The organism is Moritella viscosa (assembly GCF_900120065.1).
Classification (GTDB): domain Bacteria; phylum Pseudomonadota; class Gammaproteobacteria; order Enterobacterales; family Moritellaceae; genus Moritella; species Moritella viscosa.
The window spans coordinates 26,583-51,107 of the sequence record NZ_FPLG01000115.1; the positions used below are offsets into that span (position 1 = coordinate 26,583).

Consider the following 24,525-nt stretch of genomic DNA (forward strand, 5'->3'; position numbering starts at 1 on the left):
GGATTCAATATTAGTCGTACACTTTTTCGATTTGTTCTTCGGTTAATCCTTTAATATCAATCCAGTTAACTTGCGCTGTTTCGATATAACCAGGAATATCAGTGTTCCATTTTGTCTGAACAGCTTTGTTGTAGTTCAGGTACAATTTGTCGCCACGAATATGCCAAGCAGTTGGGTCTGTATCTAATTTTTTATTCAATGCCACACCCATCGCGCAAAAACCGCCATATTGTGGTGCATATTTACTTGGATCTGCTTTGAATAAATCGCGGTTATCAGCAGATGAAAACTGATAAATGGCGCCCTTGTAAGCGGCTGTGAAATCGTTCGACCCTTTAGTTGGTGTACCTTTTGTAAAGTAAGAAACAGTATCGTAACCACTGATTGCGATGTCATTACTGCTCGCATTTACTTCAATATTTGCAGCAAAAGTTAAGCTGCTAGCGACAAGTGCAGTCGTCATGAATGTTGATTTTACAAATGTTGAAAGCTTCATAGTATTCTCCGTATTTTATGAAAAGTTTAATGTTAACCATTTACGCGTTCGAAGGTTTTCTCCTTGGTTGTAAATATAGTGCTTTCAATCATTCAAAAGGGATGACATAGTCCTAACATTGAACCCAATCGTCCAAAATTGTTTTAAACGAGGTAATAATGGATCCGTTATCAGTCATTCTTCAACGATTCTCAATGAATACCGAAGTGTTTTTTACCGGTCATCTTTGTGGTATTTCTAATTTCAATCGAGAGCCAAACAAAGGCCATTTACATCTATTGCAAAGTGGTGAGATCACGATAATCGATGAGCATGGAACGTCACATTTAATCAATGAACCTACAGTGATGTTTTTCCCTACACAACATGCGCACCGTGTAATCGCCAGTGAAGAAAACCCGCCAAAATTGGTCTGTGCAAGTATCGTTTATAATGAAAATACAGTGAATCCGATTGCTGATGCCCTGCCAAGATTACTGTGCTTCAAACTCAGTGAAAACCAATCGCTAATGAAAACCGCGCAGTGGTTATTTGAAGAGGCATTTAATGAAGATAGCGGACGACTTCCAATGATTAACTCGTTGACAGATATCTTTATTATTTACGTGCTACGCCATGTTATTGATAACAATATTATGCAGTATGGTCTGCTCGCAGGATTAGCCCATCCGCAAATATCGAAAGTGTTATTAGCTATACACGAGACACCTGAGCGACAATGGGGGTTAGAAGAGATGGCTGAACTAGCGCTTATGTCTCGATCAAAGTTTGCCGACGTATTTAAGCGTACTGTTGGTCAAAGCCCTGGCGATTATATAATTGATTGGCGTATTGTTGTGGCTAAGGGTCTACTATTACAAAACAAGCCAGTGGCCCTTGTTGCTAATGCCGTAGGTTATGAAAATGGTTCAGCGCTAGCGCGAGTATTTAGGAAGAAACTTGGCATCTCACCTAAGCAGTGGATCGAACAAACGCCTTAATAAAAAAGGGTTAGCACAATGCTAACCCTCTTATTCTTTATTGCTATTTACAGCAAATTAGTACTCTGTTTTATACAAGACTCGTCAACATAGCATCTGAATATTCAACTAAATCCTTACCATCTCGAACACGCTCGACATAATCAGGATTGGCAATAAATGGTCGACCTATCGCCAGAAGATCAAATTTATCATCTGCAATTGCTTTGCTACCAGCTTCAGCGGTAAAGCTACCCACTCCCACTAATGTCTTGTTATAAATACTGCGAACATAACTTGACGCTCGACCACCTAAATAGTCAAATTCCATCGAATCATCGAAAATACCAATATGTAAGAAGGCTAAATCACGTTTCTCAAGTTCAGGAACAAGATAATCGAATACAGCACGATCACGGCTATCACCAGCCATATTGAAATATGCACCCGGTGATACACGCAGTGCAGTTCTTTCATTACCAATACGAGCAATGATTGCATCAACAACCTCGAGTGCAAAACGAGACATGTTTTCAGGTGTCTCGCCATATTCATCACTACGGCGGTTACTATTATGGTGTAAGAATTGGTCAATTAAATACCCATTAGCACCGTGAATTTCAACACCATCAAACCCGGCGTCTATAGCATTTTCCGCAGCTTGAGAATAATCACTGACTAACTCAGCAATCTTTTCAACCGATGCAGACTTTGGTATTTGGTAAGTCAGCTCACGCATTCTAGGTACACTACCTTCAACACCTACAGCAGAAGGCGCCATTACATCTTGGTTCCCCGTATTTGCTTGGTAAAAGTGTGGGTGTGCTACACGGCCTGTATGCCAGAGCTGTGCAAAAATTTTGCCACCGTTTTTATGTACCGCATCAGTTACGGTTCTCCAACCAACGATTTGTGCTGGCGTAAAGATACCTGGAGTATTTGGATAACCTTGACCGTCTGGACGTATGATCACCGCTTCAGAAATGATTAAACCGGCCTCACCCCGACGACCATAGTAATCAGCCATATCTTGAGTCGGTACCAATTCATCATCAGCCATACAGCGAGTCAGAGGAGCCATGAGAATACGATTTTTTAAAGATAAAGTCTTATTAAGTACATAAGTTTGAAATAAATTGTCAGTCATAGCGATGTCCGTTTCTTGAATGTACGTTCAAGATATTCTTTTTTGAATGATCATTCAAGATCTATTTTTGAATAAACATTCAAAGTTGATTACAATGGACTTCATTACATAATATGACTCAGCGATAAAGAGTCTCAAGAAGAGTTACCGACTAGCCATGCGTATTGCAGAATTTGATAGAGAGAAAGTACTGAGATCTGCTATGACCTCCTTTATGGATAAAGGTTACGGTAAGACCAGTATGCAAGATTTGAAAAAGGCGACAGGTTTACACCCTGGTTCTATCTATTGTGCGTTTGAAAATAAACGTGGCCTTCTCTTGGCCGCATTAGAGCAGTACCGACTGGATAAAAATGCAGTATTCACAGGGATATTTTCCGGTCAAAAACCGGTGCTTACTGAGCTTAAGTCTTATCTGGATCATATTGTTTTAGAGTGTCAGAGTTGTGATACCTCGCGAGCTTGCTTACTGACAAAAGCATTGAATGAAGTTGCCGAACAAGATGAAGAAGTACACGACATTATCACGCTTCATCTCGCTAACTGGCAACAAGCTATTACCTTAGTCTTGCAAAAAGCTATTGATCAAAAAGAAATTATCAGCGATCGCAACGCTGATGATCGCGCTCATTATCTGATGATGGGTATATATGGATTAAGAACATTCGCCCACACACACCCTGAAGGTAATACCATAAAACAGTTAGCTGAGCAGCTTTTTCAGGATGTGTGTCGATAACTAAATTTTAAAATATTCGGTTTGTGAACGCTTAAGCTTCCTACGGTACGACAGCCAAACACGCAAAGGCATATTTACTATTCATGTCTGCGGGTATGTACTTATTAGAATTAATAACAAACGTCCCATTTGGCTCTTTTGTAACATACGCTTGTGTCGAAAGGTAGATAGGCCATTGGTGCTTACCTGACGGAATAACACCGTCACTAAAATTAATTGCAGAGCTAATAACCCCTGGTGCACCATAGGTGCGTAAACAAAAATCATTGGCTTGTTTCGGTGTCATTTTAAGCCCCTTTACTGTATTGCCCCCTTCTCGAATGATGCTTGGCTCGGCAGAAAGAAACCCAGGATCTTTATCTAAATTCAGTTCTTTAAATTCGGCCCATGTATATGGACGTCTAATACGATATTTATTCCCTGCTACAATTACATTTACTTCACGTTTATAGTTCATTGCTATGCGGCTATGATCATTAAAGTCAAAAATCATTCCGCCCTTTAGTTTGTTGTTCGCTTTCATTTCTCGACAAATATCATCATCATTTTGAATGTCATCGTCGACTGACACACATAGCGATATAGGATATAGATTACTAAAGCTAGGGTCCGCAGTATCGACAGCTAGTGGTTTTACTTTATTATCTGTAAAATCTAACGCCATTGCTGTCGTTAGCATTTTAGAAGCTGACTTCCAATAAGACAGTTTAAAATCTGGATAACCTGCTAAGTAGGGTGTAATCACCCCACCTTCTTTAAATTCACCGTGTCCTTCAAACCATGCAATGTCTTCGGTTACACATTCTATACAGCCTTTCTCTTTTGCATTCACGGGGGTAACACAGAATCGAATTTGATTACCTTTACCTTCGTCGCTAATTTGTAGCGTGTAATTTTGAGCTCGGCTAACAACAGTATCAATGTTATTTTTAATCACACTCCATTCAAATAGACTACTTGTTTGGTGATCGTTGTTTAAATCAAAGTATTTATATTGGCCGGATAAGGTATGCTCACCAAAACGAACCCCCTGTATCCTAATATTCATTGCGCGTGGCTTTGAATCTTTAACAGCCCAGACGGTTTCTTCTGGAGTACAAGTTACGACACTGTTTTTAGGCAAACCTGTTTGAGCATAAGCTGTCACACAGCCTTTTAACTTAGCCCCTACCATACTATCTTTGAGCTGCAGTGATCGTGTCGAAGCAACTCTCGTTCCATTTTTATACCAGTTAAAAGATGTTTTACTAGTATCTTCTTTATCGCTATCACGGTCTGAGAAATTGTAAGTTAGATATAGGCTTTGACCTATCTCAATATTGCGAGGTAGCGGCGTCAAATCAACGTCTGGTCGCTCACCCTGCTGTGGTTGAATTGCGTTGGTTTTACCTGAGCAAGCTAATTTAATTTTTGTTTTCTTATCGAATACGCAAACTGAAATTTTCTGGCCTTCATCATCACTGGTTAATTGATATTGGTCTTGTGTTATACCTAAGATTGGTTGACTATTTCGGTACCACTGAATGGTAGTAGAATAATCACTGTCATCAAATACCCAAACATTTAAAGGAGAACCAACGATATTATTGGTTGCGGCATTAGGAATTGATACTTTAGGCGTAGCAGGTACATATTTACTATCGATAAGTAGTGGTGTCGAACACGTTTTATTTCCTTCTAAACGATCCCCTCGGTTAATCGGATTAACACAAAAATGTATTTCAAGTCCGACATAATTATTGTCCATTGGGATACGATAGCGACTACCTTTATGAACTAAGTTACCTCCTATTTCCCAAAATATATCTGATGCATCTTTTGCAGTTGGGATACTTGCAGAAATAAAAGTGTATGAGCCCTTCAATTCATCACCAAGTTCAATCACATCCCCGTCTAAATTTTTGAATGATACGTTTATTACTTCAGGATTTGATGCACTCTTCGTAGGTGCAGTACGGCAGTCTCCACCTCCGCTACCGCCGCAAGCAACTAGTGATGCGGTACAAACAGCAACGAATATTTTTTTCAACATGATTAACTCTTTTTATATTTCAATAGCATAACCGAAATAATTATCTCGGTTTACTCGGTAGGTTAAAGATTTCAACAATAGATTGTGCCGTTATTCCACTATGCACACTTACTATTAACTGCATGCATTCTAATTATTTTATAATTAAAGAACAATAATGGTTTTGTAAGTGTTTGTTGTATATATTTAATTGACAATAATAGTATTGCTTTATCACTGTAAACCGATTATCATCACCGCGTTTAATTCTATCTATTTAAATTCACCACTCAACTGTAAAGGAGAAATATTATGACAATTACATCGACATCCTTTGCAGGTCTTATCCGATAACGGGTTTACTTAGCTATTTCTTATTACATTAAGAAAGTCTAATACCTAATATCTGTTTTTCAGTTCACACCAAAAACACCAGACCTGCCAATTCGTTTTACGTTTAAATCCTATTTAAAGGAATTGGTATTATGGGCAAATCAGTCCAAAAAATCACTGACAATATAAGCCTTATTGCATCCAAAAACACTTGGGTAGAAGGTCTAGCAATCGAACAGCTTGTTAAAACATCAACTTTACCGGGCATGCTTCAAGCTGCAGGTATGCCTGATTTACACCCAGGTAGAGGTTACCCAATTGGAGCTGCCTTTTACACTCAAAACAAAATTTATCCCGCATTAGTAGGTAATGATATAGGCTGTGGCATGTCACTTTGGCAAACGTCAGCAAAAGTATCAAAAATAAACTTACCAAAACTATCAAAACGGTTTGCCAACATTGAATTGCCACTAGACGAAAGTTGGTCTTCCACGATTGAAACCAGGAAAAATGACAAATCAATTAAGACATCAAACTTTGACTATGCCCTTGGAACCATTGGAGGAGGTAATCATTTTGCTGAATTTCAGGCTATTGAAGACATTTATGATCAACAAATATTCGATACTCTGGGATTAGACAAGCGGCACTTACAGCTACTTGTTCATTCAGGTTCTAGGGGGTTTGGTCAATCTATATTAGTTGAACATATAACACAGTGTAATCACGATGGTCTTGTAACACACGGTCCTGATTTCGAGCATTATTTATCACTGCACAATGAAGCTGTACGCTGGGCAGAACTTAATCGAGAGCTCATTGCACAACGCTTCTTAACAGCAATTAAATCTCAAGGTCATTGTATCCTTGATATAAACCATAATTTGGTGTCACCCAAAAATATCAACGGGAAATCGGGCTGGTTACATCGTAAAGGTGCCACCCCGAGCGATCAAGGCTGCGTGGTAATACCAGGTTCCCGGGGCGACTACACTTACCTTGTAAAGCCACTTTTATCAAATATTGATATATCAAACTTAAGTTTGTTTTCATTAGCACATGGTGCAGGAAGAAAATGGAAGCGTGGTGAATGCCAAGGACGTTTAAGCCATAAATACAAGCGTAATGATATGATTAGAACAGCACTAGGCAGTCATGTTATTTGTGGCAATAAAACATTACTTTATGATGAAGCACCACAGGCATATAAGGATTGTGCCAGCGTTGTCGGAGATATGGTCGATGCTGGATTAGTTAAGATAATTGCAAAACTACGCCCAGTACTCACTTTCAAAACAAATGGAGATTGTTCATCATGATATTATTGCAATTATCAGCAGGCCAAGGACCACTGGAATGTAGTAAAGCCGTTGGTCTGGCTTTTCGTTCGATTGAAAAGCAATGTGCTATTGATAAACTTAAATTTGATGTTATTGATATCACTAAAACCTCAAAATCAGGCTGCTATAAATCAGTATTAATCCAACTTGGCGATAATCAGAGTCAAGCCCAAGCAAAAGCAATTACAATATCTTGGCAAGGTGTAATGCAATGGGTTTGCCAAAGTCCTTATCGCCCCAAACACAAACGTAAAAACTGGTTCTTTAGTGGTAAAATGTTCGAGGTAAATGAAATACAATTAGATCAAGCAATTAAGTTTCAATCTTGTAGAGCATCAGGTGCAGGAGGACAGCATGTGAATTGTACAGATTCCGCAATTAGAGCAACTCATATCGCTACCGGCTTATCAGTCCGTATAGAGAGCGAACGCAGTCAGCATGCAAATAAGCGTTTGGCCAAAGCATTACTATTTCAAAAAATTGAATCTAAAAAATTAGATGATATGACAAAACAAGAAAAGCAGCGTTGGCAGCAGCACTGGGATCTAGAACGTGGTAATCCAGTCAACACATTTCATGGTCCTAAGTTTACGTTATAACTTGATTTTTTGAATATTTATTCAACGCTGTGTTGACTCTGGTATATGATAAAATCACATCACGATATGGTTGTAAATTGCTAAATTAACGGTTTGAGGCCTTAACGATTCTTGGGAAGTCGTTAAGGCCTTGTCAACAATCATAAACTTTAACCTTGCTATTTTCAGAATAGCAAAAGGACTATATGGGTAAGGTATACTGCAATTAATAAATTATAAATATGAATACTCTTATTCAGTGTAAGCAAGCATTGTATTTAACGAGATCATTAGTGATAGGTACTATCAAAAATTAATTCAATTGTAACTAAAATTACAACTCACAAGTTGGACCTCTTTAATATTGAAAGTCCTTATTATTAAAGTTAAAGTGTTTAAATTATCCTTATAATTTATGATGTTGTAATATGAAGACAATTGCTCCCGTTAACTTTCTCGATAAAGTTAAATTTGAAATAGCTAAATATAATAATCCACAATATTTTGTTCAATTTTGGCAGTTAGATGGGCGCTTGGACAATAAACGCTTAAAATCCGCCCTTGAAAAAGTTTATAAATCTATTCCGAAACTGCAAACAAAACTAGTCTATCAAGATAATAAATACATATATCAATCATTTGAGTATAAAGACAACTTCATTCTAGAAGAAACCGAACAGTGTCCGGTAGCAGCTCTACAGTCTACTTTAAACAATAATTTTCAAAATTTAGTATCTGAGGCAAACTTTGCCCCTTTTATCGTAATCAAGTTTGATGAACGTGGTAGTGATAAATCGGTTTTGGGCTTGCTTATTAACCATGTATTTTGTGATGCACCATCTGGCTATTTATTTAAAAATCAGCTAATTACCGCATACAACAACATAGACGTGGATTTGTCTGACACAGAGTGGTGCTTGTCTGATGAGCAGTTTATACAGCAATCAGTTAGTGATCATACCGCGTTTCATGAAGCCTTAGAGCAGCACCGGTCACTATCTAAAAGCTTTTTATCTGAAGCTAATCAGGTTGATCTTTTCTATCACGAAAATACAGATAATACAGTTACTTTTGATTTCTTTGATATCGATACCACTACGATTAAAAAACCAGATGGTATGAGCCTTAATACACTGATTTCTTCTGCCATTGCCAAAGCTGTTATGCAATTGAAGACAGATACATTGCAAGGCCGTATATCCATGTCAATTACTGCAAATGCACGTAAAAATAAAGACAAGTTATTCGGAAATTTTGTAAGCGCTATTCCAGTCAAACTGGAAGAAGGTCGAATGGAACATATTACGTCAGCGTTTCAGCAGCAAATTGACACCTTTAAAATCAATCCTCTAAAACCTTTGTTATCTTACGCGGGGTTTTCAACTAGCTTTGCTAATGCAACACCAAATCAGTTGATGGATACCTTCAGGTTACTCAGCTCTAAGTCTAATCTTTATATCTCGAATTTTGGTCATTTTAATCGTAACCAAGATGAACATTTAGAGTTTTATGGCTCGACGACAATAAAAGCTGGGGGCTTCAATTTCCCATTACAAGGACATTATGGTCTGATAGTTACTTTAGTTCCCAGTGGCGACAACATTGGGGTTGGGGTTGCTGTTTCTCCTTCAGTTTTTAATGAGGTCGATTTAAACCGCTTTAAAAGTCTGGTTCAAAAATACCTTAGTTCTATTTAAATTTTTGCCGGTTTACGTAAACCGGCAAAATTAGTATTTTATTTTTGACTCATAGATTTTAAGCGACTACCTCTATCAGTTCTTCATCCAAGTCAAATGAAGCATTGATCAGTTTTTTAGTGTAATCGTGCTGAGGATTGTGGAATATTTCCTCAGCCGTCCCCTGCTCCATAACGCACCCTTTTTGCATCACCAATACCCGGTCAGATAGTGCTTTGACGACTGAAAGGTCATGGCTGATGAAAATGAAACCAATGTTATGTTTTATCTGGATCTCTTTAAGCAAGTCAATCACGGTGAGCTGAACAGAGCGATCAAGCGCAGAGGTAGGTTCATCCAACAAAATAAAAGACGGATTCAAGATCAGTGCTCTCGCAATTGCAATTCGTTGACGCTGACCACCCGAAAACTCGTGCGGATAACGATTGATTGAATTCGGTTCTAAGCGTACTTCTTCAAGAGCCAGACAGGCTTTTTGTAAACGTTCCTTTTTGGACATCAAAGGTTTGTGAACCCTTAAACCTTCAGTAATAATTTCACCAACTGTCATACGCGGTGACAAAGATCCGTACGGGTCTTGGAAAACCATCTGTACGTCTTTTTTGAGTTCAAATTTTTCCTTATCACTGAGTAAACTGAGATCTTGACCTTTATAGGAGAGATTACCTGTAAATGGCAGCAAGCCAATGATAGCACGGCCTAGAGTTGATTTACCTGAGCCTGATTCACCGACAATACCCAATGTTTCTCCCTGTTTAAGTGTGAGTGAAATACCCTTCACGGCCTCAAAATATTCACACTTACTAGGGATGAAGTGTGATTTAATCAAGTAATTAACGCGGATATTTTCAGCTCTAAGCAGCTCTATAGCCGTTGCTTTGACTGGCTGTTTTTGACCTTTCGGAATAGAGTTAATTAGCATTTTTGTATATTCGTGCTGTGGTTCTCGGAAAAGTAGTCCGGTCTCACCTTCTTCCACGATTACACCTTTACACATCACGAGCACTCTGTCTGCAAGGTGTTTAACAACACCGAGGTCGTGTGTTATAAACAAAATTGCCATGCCCATTTTTTTTTGGATTTCTTTAATTAAATCCAACACCTCTGCCTGCACTGTAACATCTAACGCAGTGGTTGGTTCATCGGCAATTAAAATGTCAGGTTCATTGATAAGTGCCATTGCAATCATAATGCGTTGTAGTTGACCGCCTGAAAATTCATGTGGAAACTTACTGTAAGCTTGTTCTGCATTTGGTAAATGAACGAGATTAAAGAGCTTCAAGACATGTATTTTGGCCTGCTTTTTCGACACTTTTCGATGGCACATCATGGCTTCAGCAACCTGAGTTCCGACCCTTAAATATGGGTTAAGAGAGGTCATCGGCTCTTGGAAAATCATGCCAATACGGTCACCTCGGATAGATTGCATTTGACGTTCTGTTTTATCTAAGATCGATTGGCCTTCAAAAATAATACTCGATTTAGAAGAGACGATCCCATTATCCGGTAATAGGCTCATTAAGGCACTTGATGATACCGATTTACCGGAACCCGATTCGCCGACAATAGCCAGGGTCTCACCGGATTTCAAATCAAAGTTAACATTTTTCACCGCATCAACAATTCCGTCATTGGTAGTGAAACTGACGGAAAGGTTACGAACTTGAAGAATAGGTTGGTTTAGCATGATAATCCTTATCAATTTAAAAGATGCGTTGAATGGTGTGAGTCAGAGGTCACTCTTAACTTAGCAAAATGATGATGCGCTTTCTGGATATTTTCGTATTGAAGCATCCACTGCTCATCGCGTTGAGCGTGACAAAAAGCGCCCATATGGCGTAAAATATCTTCACTTTTATTATCAATAAGCGTCATTGTTCGTTGAACAAGATCGCTTGTTTCAAGAGAAATAAATTGGAATAGCGCATAACACTGGTTTAATGCTGCAAATACGCGTTTCTGCTGCCCCATTTGATTGAGAATTTCAGACTGTGCAACAGTGGCATCTCTTAATCCTAATAACAAGCATGAAAACTGACATGGTTTAATATGCTCGTTTTCTAAAGCCTGATGAATATGTATAGGTAGATTATCTAAAACCTCCCCATATAGTTGATGAGCTTCAGGCCAATGCCCATGTTCCATTAGCTCTTCAGCCCTTAGGTAACGCATCCAGCATTGCTGCAATTCCATAATAGACCTCAAATTTGTAAGACAAATTAATATTAATGAGAATTGATTTCAATTGCAAATCAAAATCATTCTCGTGGTGAGATGTATCACTAAAATAATAACGTCGCACTATTTATACGGTATTTAATCAATTGTAGAGGCGAATTAAGCTATAAATATCGATGACTAAAACAGAAATAAAAAATCTGATAATTTACAAACTAACTAAAATTAATCCTTTTAAAAACCGGATTTAAGAGCTTAAAAAGACTAACCCCTTATAAGTAGATACACCCGAATTAACTAACTATTTTAGAGTAATATGCTAAAAAAAGGTGACAAAGTTAACAGAACGTAACCAACAAAACGTTAGTCGCATATCATCCGCATAACACCATTTTGCGATACAACGAGCTACACCGACAACCAGCAAGCAGTGCGTTACACCTGAAATTCCCACTCGCTCGATACAATAATCCGCCATATGTCAATGCCAATTGTTGAGAAAATGTTTATTTATTGCTAATTTATTTTTCCATGGAGCGGGAAATACCATATTGAATAGTGAATTATTCTACTGGTAGCGCTTAAATAAGATAAAACATGGATGGAATTGAATATGATCTCTAAGGTTAGTTGCTACTTTGCTGTAATATTAAGCATGTTTACCTCTTCGGCTTTTGCCGCCAGTGAATCAGTCGGGTTTGATAAGGCTGTTGATCAGTTCTTTAATGAAAACCTCAGTTGGTTTGCTAACACTATTTTCACCTCAGTTCCTGTTAATGGGACAAACTTCCCCATTATTGTAGGCTGGTTATTTATTGCTGCCATTATTTTCACATTTTATTTTGGTTTTGTTCAGTTTAAGCGTTTTGGTTTAGCGGTTAAGATCGTCAAAGGTGACTTCACTGATCCGAACAATAGTGAACCTGGTCAGGTTACTCACTTCCAAGCGTTAACAACTGCACTTTCTGGAACGGTCGGACTTGGTAATATTGCCGGTGTTGGTGCCGCTCTAGCCATTGGTGGTCCCGGTGCAACGTTCTGGATGATTCTGTGTGGCCTACTCGGTATGGCTTCAAAGTTCTGTGAATGTACACTTGGTGTTAAGTACCGTAACGAGCTACCAAACGGTGAAGTATCGGGTGGCCCAATGTATTACCTAAGTCGAGGTTTAAAAGAACGTGGGTTTGCCAACTTAGGTAAAGTATTGGCTGTCGGCTTTGCAATTATGACTATTTTAGGCGCACTTGGTGGTGGCAACATGTTCCAAGGTAACCAAGCTAATGCAATGATTGTACAAACCTTGGGTCTTCCTGATGGCTATGGCTGGGTTACAGGTGTTATCTTAGCGACGATGGTTGGATCGGTTATTATTGGTGGTATGCCGTCAATTGCAAGGGTAACGGGAAAACTTGTTCCTACAATGGCACTGTTATATGTAGGCATGTCAGTTATTGTGCTTGTATCTAATGCATCTATGATTGGTGATGCATTTGCCCAAATCATTGAAGGTGCCTTCACTGGTGCTGGTGTTGCAGGTGGTTTTGTTGGAGCATTAATCCAAGGTATGAAACGTGCTACATTCTCAAATGAAGCTGGTGTCGGTTCTGCAGCCATTGCGCATGCAGCAGTAAAAACGAAAGAACCTGTGACTGAAGGTTTAGTTTCAGTACTCGAACCATTCATTGATACCGTGATTATTTGTACCATGACGGCTCTAGTTATCACAATTTCAGGTATGAACAACGGAGAGCTAAGTGGCGTAACGCTTACAGCTGCAGCATTTACTGAAACGGCAGATATATTCCAGTATATTCTTGCTGTTGCGGTGGTGATGTTTGCTTTCTCAACGATGATCTCATGGTCTTATTATGGACTTAAGGCTTGGACTTATTTATTCGGTGAAGGTAAAACGACAGAGCTAGTCTATAAAGTTATGTTCTGTGGTTTTGTGGTCATCGGTGCAAGCGTTAGCTTTGGCGCTGTGATTGATTTCTCTGATGCGGCTATCTTTGCAATGTCTATCTTCAATATCATCGGTTTGTATTTCTTAATGCCAGTTGTTAAAAAAGAGCTACAATCCTTTATTGCCCGTGTAAAATCCGGTGAAATAAAAGATTATAGTAAAGAAGGTGTACTGGTTTCAAAAGAGTTAAATAACTAATTTAATAAGTCTCCTCTTTTTAAATAATAAATAGTCCGGTCAATCGTATTGACCGGACTATTCCTATCGCACAGCATCAAATTCAGACAATCTCTTATAAAATAGCACTCCGTCATTCATTAACCCAGTAAATGCAGGTAGTTACAACTGTTCTCATAAATTATCAATTCAGATTGAATGAAATGACAAATTTGGAATTATAAGTTGCCTATCTATAACATTTCGATATATAACACTGCTATTGATTGTTTTGTGTATACTTATAGAATATAATCTCGCATCTCTTGCTTGGCAAGCAAGAAAAAGATCATTAAAAACAGTTAGTTATATTGTTTTGTGATTGTTATTTTATAATTATATTTAAACAGGTAATAAAATGAAGACGATCTTTAAATGTGCACTACTTGCATCAACGACTATCCTATTATCTGCGTGTGGCGGTGGTGGCAGTGGTGGTACTCAAAATAAAGTTGTCCCGCCAACTGAAGCGATAATCGTCCAATCAGGTCTATATAAAGTGGATGGTCAGGAAGCATTTTTAATGGTTTCTCAGCAGGATAAAACGAAACCAGCAATATTAAGCTACAAAGACTTAAGAACAGATCCAGTAACGATTAAAAAATTAGTTTCTTTTGCTCTCGTATTTGACGATACTGAAATAACAGATCAATCATTCATTACAGCAATGGGATATTTTAAAATACCTAACACGCAAAATATAGAGCCAGAACCAGTTCAAGTAAACATTACTGGTACATCCCCATTAAGTCTTGAATGGATAAATCACAATAAAGATTCGGATTCTCTTGGTAACATGTCGCGCAGTATTTTACAGTCAATACCGGTAACATCTTTAGGTGGTACTTGGGAAAATGGTGATGTAAGTATGACTATAAATAATTCAAATGTCGAAATTACAACTTCAAAATGTAATGTAAGCGGTGAATTACTTAAAGATTTTACAACTTACTATTCTGACAATATCACTGGTAATACAGGTGATTGTAGAATTAACGGATTAGTAATGATGAGCCATGAACATAATTGGTTTGTTACTTTCAATCGCAAAGACGCAAGCAATCAATTTTATAAGTTAACAAAAAAATAATTTTTATTGTTAATCCGGGTGTCCATACATTCGGATTAACTTAATCATCCCTCCGTAACATAGCGAATGAGATTTAAAAAATTGGTATGGTATTATCAGACTTTTCACTTTTTAACTCAACTTTTCCAATCTATTCCTAATTCATTAATATCTATAATAAAAACATTATAAAATTGATACTAAAAACAATCAAAATTTAATTTTGATTGTTAAAAAACTTATTTTGATTATATAATACGTAGCTATAATTTCATTTTTCAACGGTATATTGGTTTGGAAGTCAAAGAATTAAAAGTCTTGTTTGATAATGGTGGTCTTAAATCTGTCACTATAAAACGTGCACCCTTAATGGATGGTTATATCTTAATTGCAGAAACAACGAATAAGAATGTACATGTGATGACCTCACAACGTGAGGAATCAAATACACCACGTGCATTTAAAAGTATTGATGCAGCAGCTGCGAATGCACAAAAGATTGGTTTTAAGAAGATAAGTATCGATTTAAGCTAGTTTCAAATATAGCTGTATATAAACACAGTTATATTTAAATCCCCGTAGAAGTAACAATTCTACGGGGATTCTATTATTTATTCAGCACTAAATAGGCTATATTGATTGCTACTAACCGGTCTTTTTCTTCCTCTGAAATAAAACTGGCCTCAATAGCATTAAAAGTGAATTGTGCAATTTCTGATTTTGACATGTCGTGCGCATTACTCACTGCCATGAAGTTATCTGTCATATAACCACCAAAGTATGCCGGATCATCAGAATTAATCGTAACGCATACATTCTTTCGTAATAATTCAACAATGTTATGTTCTTCCATTTTTTCAAATACCTTAAGCTTAATATTTGATAACGGGCAAACGGTCAGCGGCGTTCGCAGTGTTGCTAACTCTTTAACTAACGTTTCATCATCAGAACAACGTACACCATGATCAACACGCGTAATTTTCAACAGCTCTAATGCATCGCGAATACTACTCGCAGGACCTTCTTCACCAGCATGCGCAACAGTTAAAAAACCTTCATTCATCGCAGCTTTAAAAACACGTTCGAATTTACTGGCTGGATTGCCACTTTCTGACGAATCTAACCCGACACCGACAATCTTATCTTTGTATTCAAGTGATTGATTTAATGTTATAAATGCGGATTTTTCATCAAGGTGGCGTAAAAAGCACATTATTAATTGGCTTGTAATACCAAGCTCTTTAACCGCTTTAGATAATGCGTTATGAATACCGTTCACAACAGTATCAAAACTAATGCCGCGTTCTGTGTGTGTTTGTGGATCGAAGAATATCTCGGTGTGAACAACATTGTCATTTTTACAACGCAGTAGATAAGTCCATGTAAGATCGAAAAAATCTTGTTCTGTGATTAATACATTAGCGCCTTGATAATAGATATCTAAAAATGATTGCAGATTATGGAAATTGTAAGCATCTCTAACATCTTCGAATGACTTGAAGGGAATATCAATATCATTGCGTGCAGCAAGTTCGAACATCAGCTCGGGTTCAAGCGTACCTTCGATGTGTAAATGAAGTTCGACTTTCGGTAAATTTTGAATAAATTGTTTCATGATTAAGTTCCTAATAAAATTTATTAAGTACTTCTCTTTAATAACAGACACTACAAAGAGAAAAGTACTAAAGTACTAAACTCTTCGTAATCAGGAATTATTGGCTCCTGGTAGAGACCCCTAATCCATATCATTAGGGTTATACGAAGGGAAACTAATTACAGAATCAAAATACTGAATTAGCTTGAAACTGATTGTACAGAATGTAATTTAGCAAGTCTATGGTTTAAACATAGCAGCTTGACCACGAAAAGCGCCATTGTTATCAATAAGGTTCCACACTGTTGCATTTTCTATCCAAAAAGTACGGCCAGTAGAGGAAATACGTAAACCACGATAATCATCAATAAAACCAAACGCTGTGACTCTCGCCAATAAATCCTGTCTTTCATCACGGTCGAGGGGCTTTGCTGACTTTCTCGATGGCAAAGCCACAAATTCTGACCAGTTAAGTTCAAATGATTTTAATGCAGACTTGTTGCCATAATTAAATATCGGATCACTTTCAGTGCCATGCGATACCACGACAAAGTCAGCGTAAAACAAGGTTTTACCAATATCGACATGACGACAATTAATGAGTTTTTTGCCCGTCAGGCGTTGGTAACTCGATACTAAAAGTTCGACATGTTCGTGGAGATATCCATTTTCTAAGCTGGGTTGATTCATTGATAAGGTCCCTGTTATCTATGAAGAGTAGAGTCAAGAACCTTATTATTACATAACTATTCGTATATGTTACAACACTATGCGTAAACAATCGTTGGATCAACACATTCAAATATTTGTTTCTTACTCTTATCTTGAAGTAATAATGCATGGACCAATCGTGCAACTTCGTGACGAGTGATCATTCCGTGCACTTCCTTAGCTTGTGATAAGTCACCGGCATTAGTCACCTCACCGTCTTTTAGTCCACCCGGTCGCAAGATCGTAAAGTCTAACGTGCTAGTTTGTAAGTAAGATTCTGCAAGTGACTTTTCTCTTACCGCATGACCAAAACCAGCTTTAGATCGTGCCGACATAAATTGCCAAGAGTCACCGCAACCCAATGAAGTTACTAATAAAAATCTGTTGATACCCGCACTTTCTAATGCATCAATAAGATGCCGATGACCGATATAATCAACAGGTACATCAGCGCGAAAACTTCCCATAGTTGAGATCACGATAGCGTCTTTACTAAGTGATTCAACAATATTTAAAACTTGCGCTTTATCAGTTGCATCACATTGATACGTTTTATCGCACAATGTCGAAAGTTTATTTTTTTCAACGTTACGCGCAACACCAATGACTGATACCCCATTACTCATAAAGTAATTGACCATCGCCAGTCCTAATCCACTTGCAGCACCAAAAATTACTACTTCATTCATATTATTAGCCATTACGTTATTGATAATGATTCTCATTATATATTTATATTTTTATCTGTCACGATATAATTAAAATACCTAAGGTGTCCTGACTACTTTAACCTGTTGATTTAGCGTTCCTACGTGAATTTAACTAGCTAGGTTCCCCACTACGGCTTCAGATTTCACGTAGCGCACGAAAACAAAGACCATTTTCACTGGTTGCTTATACAGTTGTAGATGTTATAATTGCACCGTTAATATTTTAGATTAAGCAACCAAATGGGATTAAAATGCCTAAAGCATTGATAAATATAGGTAATAGTTCAATAATTCCATCAACTAACCTTAGTGAAGAACACATCGAAAACCTGATCAGGTTTCGTGATCGTAAAGAACAGTTCGAAGAAAATACACTTAAATCGCTGTATTTCCATGTGAATAAATTCAATAAATATTGCCTAAGTCGTAATGTTATCCCTTTACCATTACAGGATGCGACAGTGCTTGAAGCATTTCTGATAAAGGAAAATGAGCGAGGCTGTAAAGCTCAAACACTTCGAATTTACGCCTGGGCAGTTTCAAAGGTACATGCTTTAGCGGGTTTAGAAATACCATATTTCAAAACAGTTATCACAGCTAGGTTAAAAATAATCTCAAAGCAAGAGGTAAAGCTGGGCGTGAAACGTAAGCAAGCTGTGGCATTTTCTTATGAGCACCTTAAATTTGTAAATGAACAACTTGATATATCATCCTTGATTTCTATCCGAAATACATTATTACTCAACATTTGCTATGATGGTCTACTCCGTGAAAGTGAGGCTTGTCAGCTATTCATAGATCAATTACATAAAACCAACGGCCTTTATACTGCTAATATCACGAATACAAAAACAGATAAATCGTTAGATGGTTCCATTGTTCACTTAAGTAAATTTACATCAAAACTATTACCACTGTACCTTAAAAAAATAGCCGAACATCATGGTCAATACCTATTTAAACGAACAACACCACGAGGTGGTAAACTAGAAAAGCTAAAACCGAGTTCCCTATCACCAAATCCAAATGACAAACCAATATCAACGAAAACGGTTGAACTTGTGTTTGCAAACACCTGGCATCAAATTAATACGTATAATGAATCTGTCAGTTTTGATTTACATATCGACTTACCCGAGCGACCTTTTAGTGGTCACTCTGCTCGAGTTGGTGCATCTTGTGATCTTGTCGGCGCTGGTTTTGATGATTCGTTAGTTATGCGGGCAGGTCGCTGGAAGACTTTACGTATGGTTGAACTTTACACCCGAGGTGTGAATAATAAATTTGCGACGGTACGTGAATTCAGAGAAAGATTGGAAGCGATGGCAGCTGATTAAAAATTAATATGTATTGGAAAGGTCATTCCCTTTCCAATTATAGTTAACAGTCTTTAGCCATCAATCAAATTTACCATCTTATTCAATATTGAATGGAACATGCAGGTTGTATCATTATGGCTAAATTCATTACCATTTAAATTAACTGTAATTTCTGTTTCATCATTATCCGTCTCGACATAAAGTGTATTTTTTATTTTAGGATAATTTTCGATCAGCACATTTTCAACATGCCTCTTTGTTATTTTATTACTAAGATGAACAGTAATAATGCCCGTCCCTAATAATAAATCATCCATACCATTTTCAAAAACGTCAACAAGCATGCCTTCGACAAACTGGCTCTTAGATACATTACATTGTTCACTTATACTTTCTAACTTTTCGAGCAAGTCTTCATACATTCTTATCGTACTATTTTTTCGAACTGCGTCTGGTTTAATCTTCATTATATTTACCACGGATTAAGTTAAGAAGAATGCTTTCTTTGAAAATAAGAAATTAATTGATTTTATTATAACATCATTTAAGTTCATTATACGAATCAATTAAAGATACACACTGAGTTCATTTAAAGATTTAATATGATTATCTTTGTCTAACTTAAATTATTCCTATTAATACTAACAATAAATTATTTATATACTCAATGATTAATTCACCTTGAAATTGCAATGATATCAACAACTTTATTTCGTTTAACGGTCATTATACGAAATAAGAACATTTACGATGAACTTTATAATTAAAATATAAGTTCACCATATGGTGTCACATTAAGGCTGCTCAATTACCTTTTTATGCCTTTTATATCAACCATAAACAAATCTAATATTTATTTTTAAGTTTTAATTTAAAGTTTTAATTTTAGATTAAATAAAATGCATTATTATTTAACTTAATTACTCTAAATAGAGCTCTTTAAAATAGGTCTATTTTTTGATTTTATAGCATGGTACTAGTCAACATTTATCAGAATTTACGTACAGCGTCATAAAATAAGCCTAAAACCATATTTATGATTTAAATATCAAGTAGATAGGTGTGATAAATACATTTTAAATGGCGTTTATTTTATATAAATGGATCAATTACACCCACAAATACTCAATAATACACAGACAACAAACACTGTTTATACATACAGCCTTATTCTATATACCGTAAAAAGGAGACTTAATTTGATTATTATGAACTTATAAGTAGTCTTAAATACCAAATAAATACATAGTTATCAATGTATTTATATAACCATCCCTGACTCCATCAATTAATCATCAGGAAACTTGTAATTCTAGTTTCACTACTAACTGAACATAACAACTTATCCTTACAAAGACTTACAAGAATCAGGCCTCATATCATTGTATAAAATTGGATAGCCTTTATAATAGGCGCTATAAAATAATGTATACACACAAAATAAAGGTAAAAAAAATGAAATCAATTACTGTATTAGGCGCTTTGGCTGCGATCGCATTAACTACAAGTGTTCAAGCAAATCAAGATGTTTCAGGCTTCTATCTTGGTGGTGGTGCAGGTTCAACAACTGTTAATTTAGACGAAAAAAATTATGCTTTCGATGAAGACACTGATGGTAAAACACTAAAATTCATTACTGGTTATCAATTTAATCGTATAGTAGCAATTGAGGCACAATACACAAAGTATGGTGAAATCACGCCGGATAAGAATATTACACGTGATGGTAAATTATATACATGGGATGCAACAACGTTTTCTGTATCAGCTAACCTGGGTTACACTTTCCAAAATGGTTTACGTCCATTTGGTATTATTGGTCTTTCGAGTCTAGATTTAGGTCAATCATCAAAAGCTCTTAAAGATGATAACGCAACAGCAGTTCATCTTGGAGCAGGTCTAGAATATACACCAGCTGCATTATCTGGTGTAAGTTTCCGTGTTGGTTATGAAGCTGAACTTTTCGCAATTGAGGCAGACGCTAGTTCTGAAGATATTGATGTCCTTGTAGGTTCACTATACGTAGCTGCAACTTACAAGTTCTAAAAATTATTTGAGATGATAATAATCCCTTTTGTTATCATCTCATTGTAAAATGTTATTCTAACAAATGTGATTTCGCTTTAATGGGTTCTGGTAAGTCCGTCTCCCCATCATCTCAAGTAAACTAATTTCAACATTTCTCGATATCGAATGTAACGGTAATCCCAAAAAGTATAAGCCACAATAGCACCTGACCTTGTGAAGTAATTTGTTCATAGCGCGCTTGAACTACAGTCACTGATATGATGTTTTCATCAATACTTTGAACCAAAAAATCAGACAATAAATTTTACAATATCATCCAAGGTTCCGAATAGCGAAACTGATACAGTAAAATATGATTAAAAACGATAGTCAGGCCTGCATCAACTCCGCACTTTCTTTATGACCATCTATAAATGAATATACTTGCCAACCCATACTTCAAGAATTAACAATTAACTGTCCCCATAGTTTTACCGCGTCCTGCCAAGGCTCATAACATGCGCTATTACGAAATTCTGAAAACAACGACAGTGCTACACCTAGCAAGGTAAACGGTGTAATAATATATGTCGGATAAATATTGGACATTTAAAATATGCGATTTAAACAAAGTGCTGAGTAATGTAATAAACAAGATCGGTGGAAATATTAGCGGAATAACTGAACCTTAAGAATAAAAATTTAAATACACTTGGATTATTACAAAATATAATAATTAACAACAGAACATACTTAATAAACACTGAGTACATTACGTATCTCTTTGTTATTATAATATTTTATTATTAAATTTATTTATTCTAATTTATTATTTAGATAATAACGAATAAATATAAAAAGTAAAAATAACGGTTATTACCTTTGTAAAAATAATTAATATTATCTGATTAGTGCTGTAACTTTACATTTTATACATTATTATTTACTTAATAAACAAATACTACTTTGAGTATATACACTGATACGAGGCAATATGTCTCACCTTGTATCCGTGCTTTTACTTACCCTATAGCTAACTAAATGAAATAGGCAGTCATTTTCATACAATTATTGCCGTAGAGCTCGAATTTTACACTGACATTACCAACAAACATAGATAAAGCCTCCATAGCATAGTTTTACGATTTAACACTGTAAATTGATATTTTTTTCAATTAATTTCGTGTCCTTTCTTATCAAATACTTAGAAATTGAAACCAATCACTTACGAACGATATGGGTTAAACGGCATAAACTCAACCGCTTGTACTGGTCAAATAATGCCGTTAGTATGCTTACGGTCATATGAAAATAGGCTTGGCATTCATTTTAAATTATTACTTTATGCTTTTACATCCACATTTTTATCAGTTTATTGTGCCAAGCGTAGAGTATACAAATATATCCATTATATATAATTATTAATGAGAATAACGGCGAATGCACAGTGGTTCACACAACCACTTAGTTATTAAAAATAAAACATAAATGATTAATTCACAATTGGCTTTGTTATTTAGCAAGGCTAATTTTTTATGTGTAAATTACATCCAGTGAATAAAAAGTAACTGCATAAATTTACTGTAACTAATAAATACCAAGAGGTTTAGATTTGAAAAAATTATTACTTTGTGCTTTTACATGTATATTTTTAGTTGCATGTGGCGGATCTTCATCAACAGATGAAAAAACTCAAACAGAACCAAAACCGACTCCATCACCAAGTCCAGATCCGGAGCTAGACCCAAGTAATATTCATGATGTTGTGCCAAATGTAGATTACAAAAATGCAGTAGGTATTATCAATAATATCAATTTTGATCACCATCAGGACGGTGGATATACAGTTGATATGTTCAATGGTGACTTTGAAAATGAATGGGGAAAGATTACTGGAAGAGCGAATATTGTTGATAGGAATGGTTCACAACAGTTAGCTGTTACCCACCCTAAAGATCAATACAAACAAGGGATTTCAAGTGGTAAAAAATTAAATGAATATAATGAATTATATTTTTCATACCAAATTACATTTGGTAAAAATTATGACTTTTCTATGGGCGGTAAATTACCTGGATTAGCAGGATTGAACCCGAACTCAAGTAACAATCCTGATGGTTGTAATAGTGTCGGCAAAGATGACGGTTTTAGTTTGCGCTCAATGTTCCGTGAAGATGGCCGTGCTATAGGCTATTTCTATCACCAAGATAAAACTAGAAAATGTGGTGATGAAATTGATTATCAACACGAAGGCAAGAACTTCTCGTTTAAAAGAGAAAAAACATATCTTATCGAACAGTATGTAAAAATGAATGATGCAAACCAAGCAAATGGGATTGTAACAATCTATGTGAATGGCTTTAAAGTTCTTGAAAAAACTAATATGACGTTTTCTGAAAACGGGATATATGCCATAAACTATCAATACTTCCAACTTTGGCATGGCGGTAATAATAGCGACTGGGCTGTAGATCGAGATTCGACAGCATACTTTGATCATGTAACGCTGAGTACTAAAGCTATAAGTTATAAGTAGTAGCAAAGACTAGTCAGCCGTCAGTCTTGTCTGACGGCTATTCACAACGCTCTCTCGTGAATAAAATGAATTTATCTCAAGCTAAAATTGTGATTTGAAATAGGTAATTAATCTTCGAGACGGAATACAACATCAACTTGATCTCGAATAATAATTTTCTCATCTTGATAAGATGATTCAACATTTTGCGCAGAATCCATTGCCATACTTCTCATTAACATTAGACGAGGTTGTGATGATCGGTAAGTGATCTTCCAAACGCCATCAACCTTTTCATCAAACCCCTTCGCAAGTGACTGTGCTTTTTCTTTTGCATCTAAGATTGCAGCTTGTCGTGCCTGTTCTATAAATTTAGGCTCGTTACTTACTTTCAGTTGAATATTGTTGATGTTATTAATACCATCACCAAGCGCACCATCCAAATAATTATTAAGTTTATTTAAATCTCTGACCGTTACTGTCACATGTCTGTTTGCACGGTATCCTATGAGCTTAGGTTTTTGATCTTTCTTGTAGTGATACTCAGGACGCAGTGAAATGTTAGAACTTTCAATATCGGTACGAGCCACCCCTTCCTTTTTCAAGCGCCCATTAAATGCTACAACTGCATTATCGACAGCTTCTTTTGCTTCTTTTGCTGTTTTACGCGTTTCAGATACCTGGACAGAGAATACAGCCATGTCTGGCTTAGCAATAACTTCGCCCATACCTGTGGTTTCTAAATGAGGAAAATCGACATCTGCCGCCATAACACCTGTAGAAATAAATGTACTAGCACTAAAAATAGCCGCGAATAAATGTTTGTTCATACGAATAACCTCTCATTATTGTTATTTATCTACCTTTATAGTCCGACAGTAACAAATTGAAAATTATCCTTATATTGAAAAATATGTACGATTATAGTGAAGTAAGACGATAT

22 protein-coding genes and 1 riboswitch are annotated in these 24,525 nt (G+C 36.4%); of the genes, 11 read left to right on the top strand and 11 right to left on the bottom strand.

What is annotated here, in order from left to right:
* Nucleotides 1-10: 10 nt before the first annotated feature.
* The gene (locus BT797_RS19520) at nt 11-496 is read right to left on the bottom strand and encodes a YHS domain-containing (seleno)protein (protein WP_045110409.1); all 486 of its coding nucleotides are present in this window, start codon (nt 494-496) and stop codon (nt 11-13) included.
* Nucleotides 497-654: 158 nt separating this feature from the next.
* Between BT797_RS19520 and BT797_RS19525 the strand changes: the two genes are divergently transcribed.
* Nucleotides 655-1,476 carry an AraC family transcriptional regulator gene (locus BT797_RS19525; protein WP_075473224.1) on the top strand — a complete coding sequence of 274 codons (822 nt, stop codon included), beginning with the start codon at nt 655-657 and terminating at the stop codon, nt 1,474-1,476.
* Between the two features lie 70 nt (nt 1,477-1,546).
* On the opposite strand, the gene BT797_RS19530 is transcribed toward BT797_RS19525, so the two are convergent.
* The gene (locus BT797_RS19530; protein ID WP_075473225.1) at nt 1,547-2,602 is read right to left on the bottom strand and encodes an alkene reductase; all 1,056 of its coding nucleotides are present in this window, start codon (nt 2,600-2,602) and stop codon (nt 1,547-1,549) included.
* A 157-nt stretch (nt 2,603-2,759) separates the two neighbouring features.
* On the opposite strand from BT797_RS19530, the gene BT797_RS19535 reads away from it, so the two are divergent.
* Nucleotides 2,760-3,341, top strand: coding sequence for a TetR/AcrR family transcriptional regulator (locus BT797_RS19535; RefSeq protein WP_045110406.1), 582 nt, complete (start codon nt 2,760-2,762; stop codon nt 3,339-3,341).
* Nucleotides 3,342-3,381: 40 nt separating this feature from the next.
* Here BT797_RS19535 and BT797_RS19540 read toward each other — a convergent pair whose 3' ends face one another.
* Nucleotides 3,382-5,373: a hypothetical protein gene (locus tag BT797_RS19540; RefSeq protein ID WP_075473226.1), complete on the bottom strand. Its 1,992-nt coding sequence runs from the start codon at nt 5,371-5,373 to the stop codon at nt 3,382-3,384.
* 464 nt (nt 5,374-5,837) lie between these two features.
* Here BT797_RS19540 and BT797_RS19545 point away from each other — a divergent pair, with 464 nt between their 5' ends.
* The 3 genes from BT797_RS19545 to BT797_RS19555 all read left to right on the top strand — a co-directional run bounded on the left by BT797_RS19545 (nt 5,838) and on the right by BT797_RS19555 (nt 9,300).
* The gene (locus BT797_RS19545; RefSeq protein ID WP_075473227.1) at nt 5,838-7,004 is read left to right on the top strand and encodes an RNA ligase RtcB family protein; all 1,167 of its coding nucleotides are present in this window, start codon (nt 5,838-5,840) and stop codon (nt 7,002-7,004) included.
* The gene (prfH, locus tag BT797_RS19550) at nt 7,001-7,624 is read left to right on the top strand and encodes a peptide chain release factor H (protein ID WP_075473228.1); all 624 of its coding nucleotides are present in this window, start codon (nt 7,001-7,003) and stop codon (nt 7,622-7,624) included. The genes BT797_RS19545 and prfH overlap by 4 nt, the downstream gene beginning before the upstream one ends.
* 407 nt (nt 7,625-8,031) lie before the next feature.
* Nucleotides 8,032-9,300: a condensation domain-containing protein gene (locus tag BT797_RS19555; RefSeq protein ID WP_075473229.1), complete on the top strand. Its 1,269-nt coding sequence runs from the start codon at nt 8,032-8,034 to the stop codon at nt 9,298-9,300.
* 58 nt (nt 9,301-9,358) lie between these two features.
* Here BT797_RS19555 and BT797_RS19560 read toward each other — a convergent pair whose 3' ends face one another.
* A complete protein-coding gene (locus BT797_RS19560; protein WP_075473230.1) occupies nt 9,359-10,987 on the bottom strand; it encodes an ABC transporter ATP-binding protein in 1,629 nt (542 codons plus the stop codon).
* Between the two features lie 11 nt (nt 10,988-10,998).
* Complete coding sequence (locus BT797_RS19565) at nt 10,999-11,493, bottom strand: hypothetical protein (protein WP_075473231.1); 495 nt, start codon at nt 11,491-11,493, stop codon at nt 10,999-11,001.
* A 598-nt stretch (nt 11,494-12,091) separates the two neighbouring features.
* On the opposite strand from BT797_RS19565, the gene BT797_RS19570 reads away from it, so the two are divergent.
* The 3 genes from BT797_RS19570 to BT797_RS19580 all read left to right on the top strand — a co-directional run bounded on the left by BT797_RS19570 (nt 12,092) and on the right by BT797_RS19580 (nt 15,260).
* Nucleotides 12,092-13,639 carry an alanine/glycine:cation symporter family protein gene (locus BT797_RS19570; protein WP_045110399.1) on the top strand — a complete coding sequence of 516 codons (1,548 nt, stop codon included), beginning with the start codon at nt 12,092-12,094 and terminating at the stop codon, nt 13,637-13,639.
* A gap of 376 nt (nt 13,640-14,015) precedes the next feature.
* Entirely contained in the window at nt 14,016-14,747 is a 732-nt protein-coding gene (locus BT797_RS19575) for a hypothetical protein (RefSeq protein WP_075473232.1), read from the top strand.
* A gap of 273 nt (nt 14,748-15,020) precedes the next feature.
* A complete protein-coding gene (locus BT797_RS19580; protein ID WP_045110397.1) occupies nt 15,021-15,260 on the top strand; it encodes a hypothetical protein in 240 nt (79 codons plus the stop codon).
* A gap of 73 nt (nt 15,261-15,333) precedes the next feature.
* On the opposite strand, the gene BT797_RS19585 is transcribed toward BT797_RS19580, so the two are convergent.
* The 3 genes from BT797_RS19585 to BT797_RS19595 all read right to left on the bottom strand — a co-directional run bounded on the left by BT797_RS19585 (nt 15,334) and on the right by BT797_RS19595 (nt 17,720).
* A complete protein-coding gene (locus tag BT797_RS19585) occupies nt 15,334-16,341 on the bottom strand; it encodes an adenosine deaminase (RefSeq protein ID WP_075473233.1) in 1,008 nt (335 codons plus the stop codon).
* A gap of 67 nt (nt 16,342-16,408) precedes the next feature.
* A riboswitch (purine riboswitch) is annotated at nt 16,409-16,508 on the bottom strand.
* 52 nt (nt 16,509-16,560) lie between these two features.
* Nucleotides 16,561-17,010: an MEKHLA domain-containing protein gene (locus BT797_RS19590; protein ID WP_075473234.1), complete on the bottom strand. Its 450-nt coding sequence runs from the start codon at nt 17,008-17,010 to the stop codon at nt 16,561-16,563.
* A 77-nt stretch (nt 17,011-17,087) separates the two neighbouring features.
* Nucleotides 17,088-17,720, bottom strand: coding sequence for an SDR family NAD(P)-dependent oxidoreductase (locus tag BT797_RS19595; RefSeq protein ID WP_075473235.1), 633 nt, complete (start codon nt 17,718-17,720; stop codon nt 17,088-17,090).
* A gap of 272 nt (nt 17,721-17,992) precedes the next feature.
* Here BT797_RS19595 and BT797_RS19600 point away from each other — a divergent pair, with 272 nt between their 5' ends.
* A complete protein-coding gene (locus tag BT797_RS19600; RefSeq protein ID WP_075473236.1) occupies nt 17,993-19,078 on the top strand; it encodes a tyrosine-type recombinase/integrase in 1,086 nt (361 codons plus the stop codon).
* 53 nt (nt 19,079-19,131) lie between these two features.
* Here the strand turns inward: BT797_RS19600 and BT797_RS19605 are convergent, their stop codons facing one another.
* Nucleotides 19,132-19,527, bottom strand: a complete 396-nt coding sequence (locus BT797_RS19605) for a CopG family transcriptional regulator (protein ID WP_045110392.1) — start codon at nt 19,525-19,527, stop codon at nt 19,132-19,134.
* Between the two features lie 988 nt (nt 19,528-20,515).
* On the opposite strand from BT797_RS19605, the gene BT797_RS19610 reads away from it, so the two are divergent.
* Nucleotides 20,516-21,106 (top strand): porin family protein, encoded by a 591-nt coding sequence (locus tag BT797_RS19610; protein WP_075473237.1) that lies wholly within the window; start codon nt 20,516-20,518, stop codon nt 21,104-21,106.
* A 420-nt stretch (nt 21,107-21,526) separates the two neighbouring features.
* Here the strand turns inward: BT797_RS19610 and BT797_RS24385 are convergent, their stop codons facing one another.
* A complete protein-coding gene (locus BT797_RS24385) occupies nt 21,527-21,676 on the bottom strand; it encodes a bestrophin family ion channel (RefSeq protein ID WP_244534252.1) in 150 nt (49 codons plus the stop codon).
* Between the two features lie 1,003 nt (nt 21,677-22,679).
* Between BT797_RS24385 and BT797_RS19620 the strand changes: the two genes are divergently transcribed.
* Nucleotides 22,680-23,603: a polysaccharide lyase gene (locus BT797_RS19620; protein ID WP_075473238.1), complete on the top strand. Its 924-nt coding sequence runs from the start codon at nt 22,680-22,682 to the stop codon at nt 23,601-23,603.
* A gap of 107 nt (nt 23,604-23,710) precedes the next feature.
* On the opposite strand, the gene BT797_RS19625 is transcribed toward BT797_RS19620, so the two are convergent.
* Nucleotides 23,711-24,412, bottom strand: coding sequence for an oxidative stress defense protein (locus BT797_RS19625; RefSeq protein ID WP_045110389.1), 702 nt, complete (start codon nt 24,410-24,412; stop codon nt 23,711-23,713).
* Between the last annotated feature and the right edge of the window lie 113 nt (nt 24,413-24,525).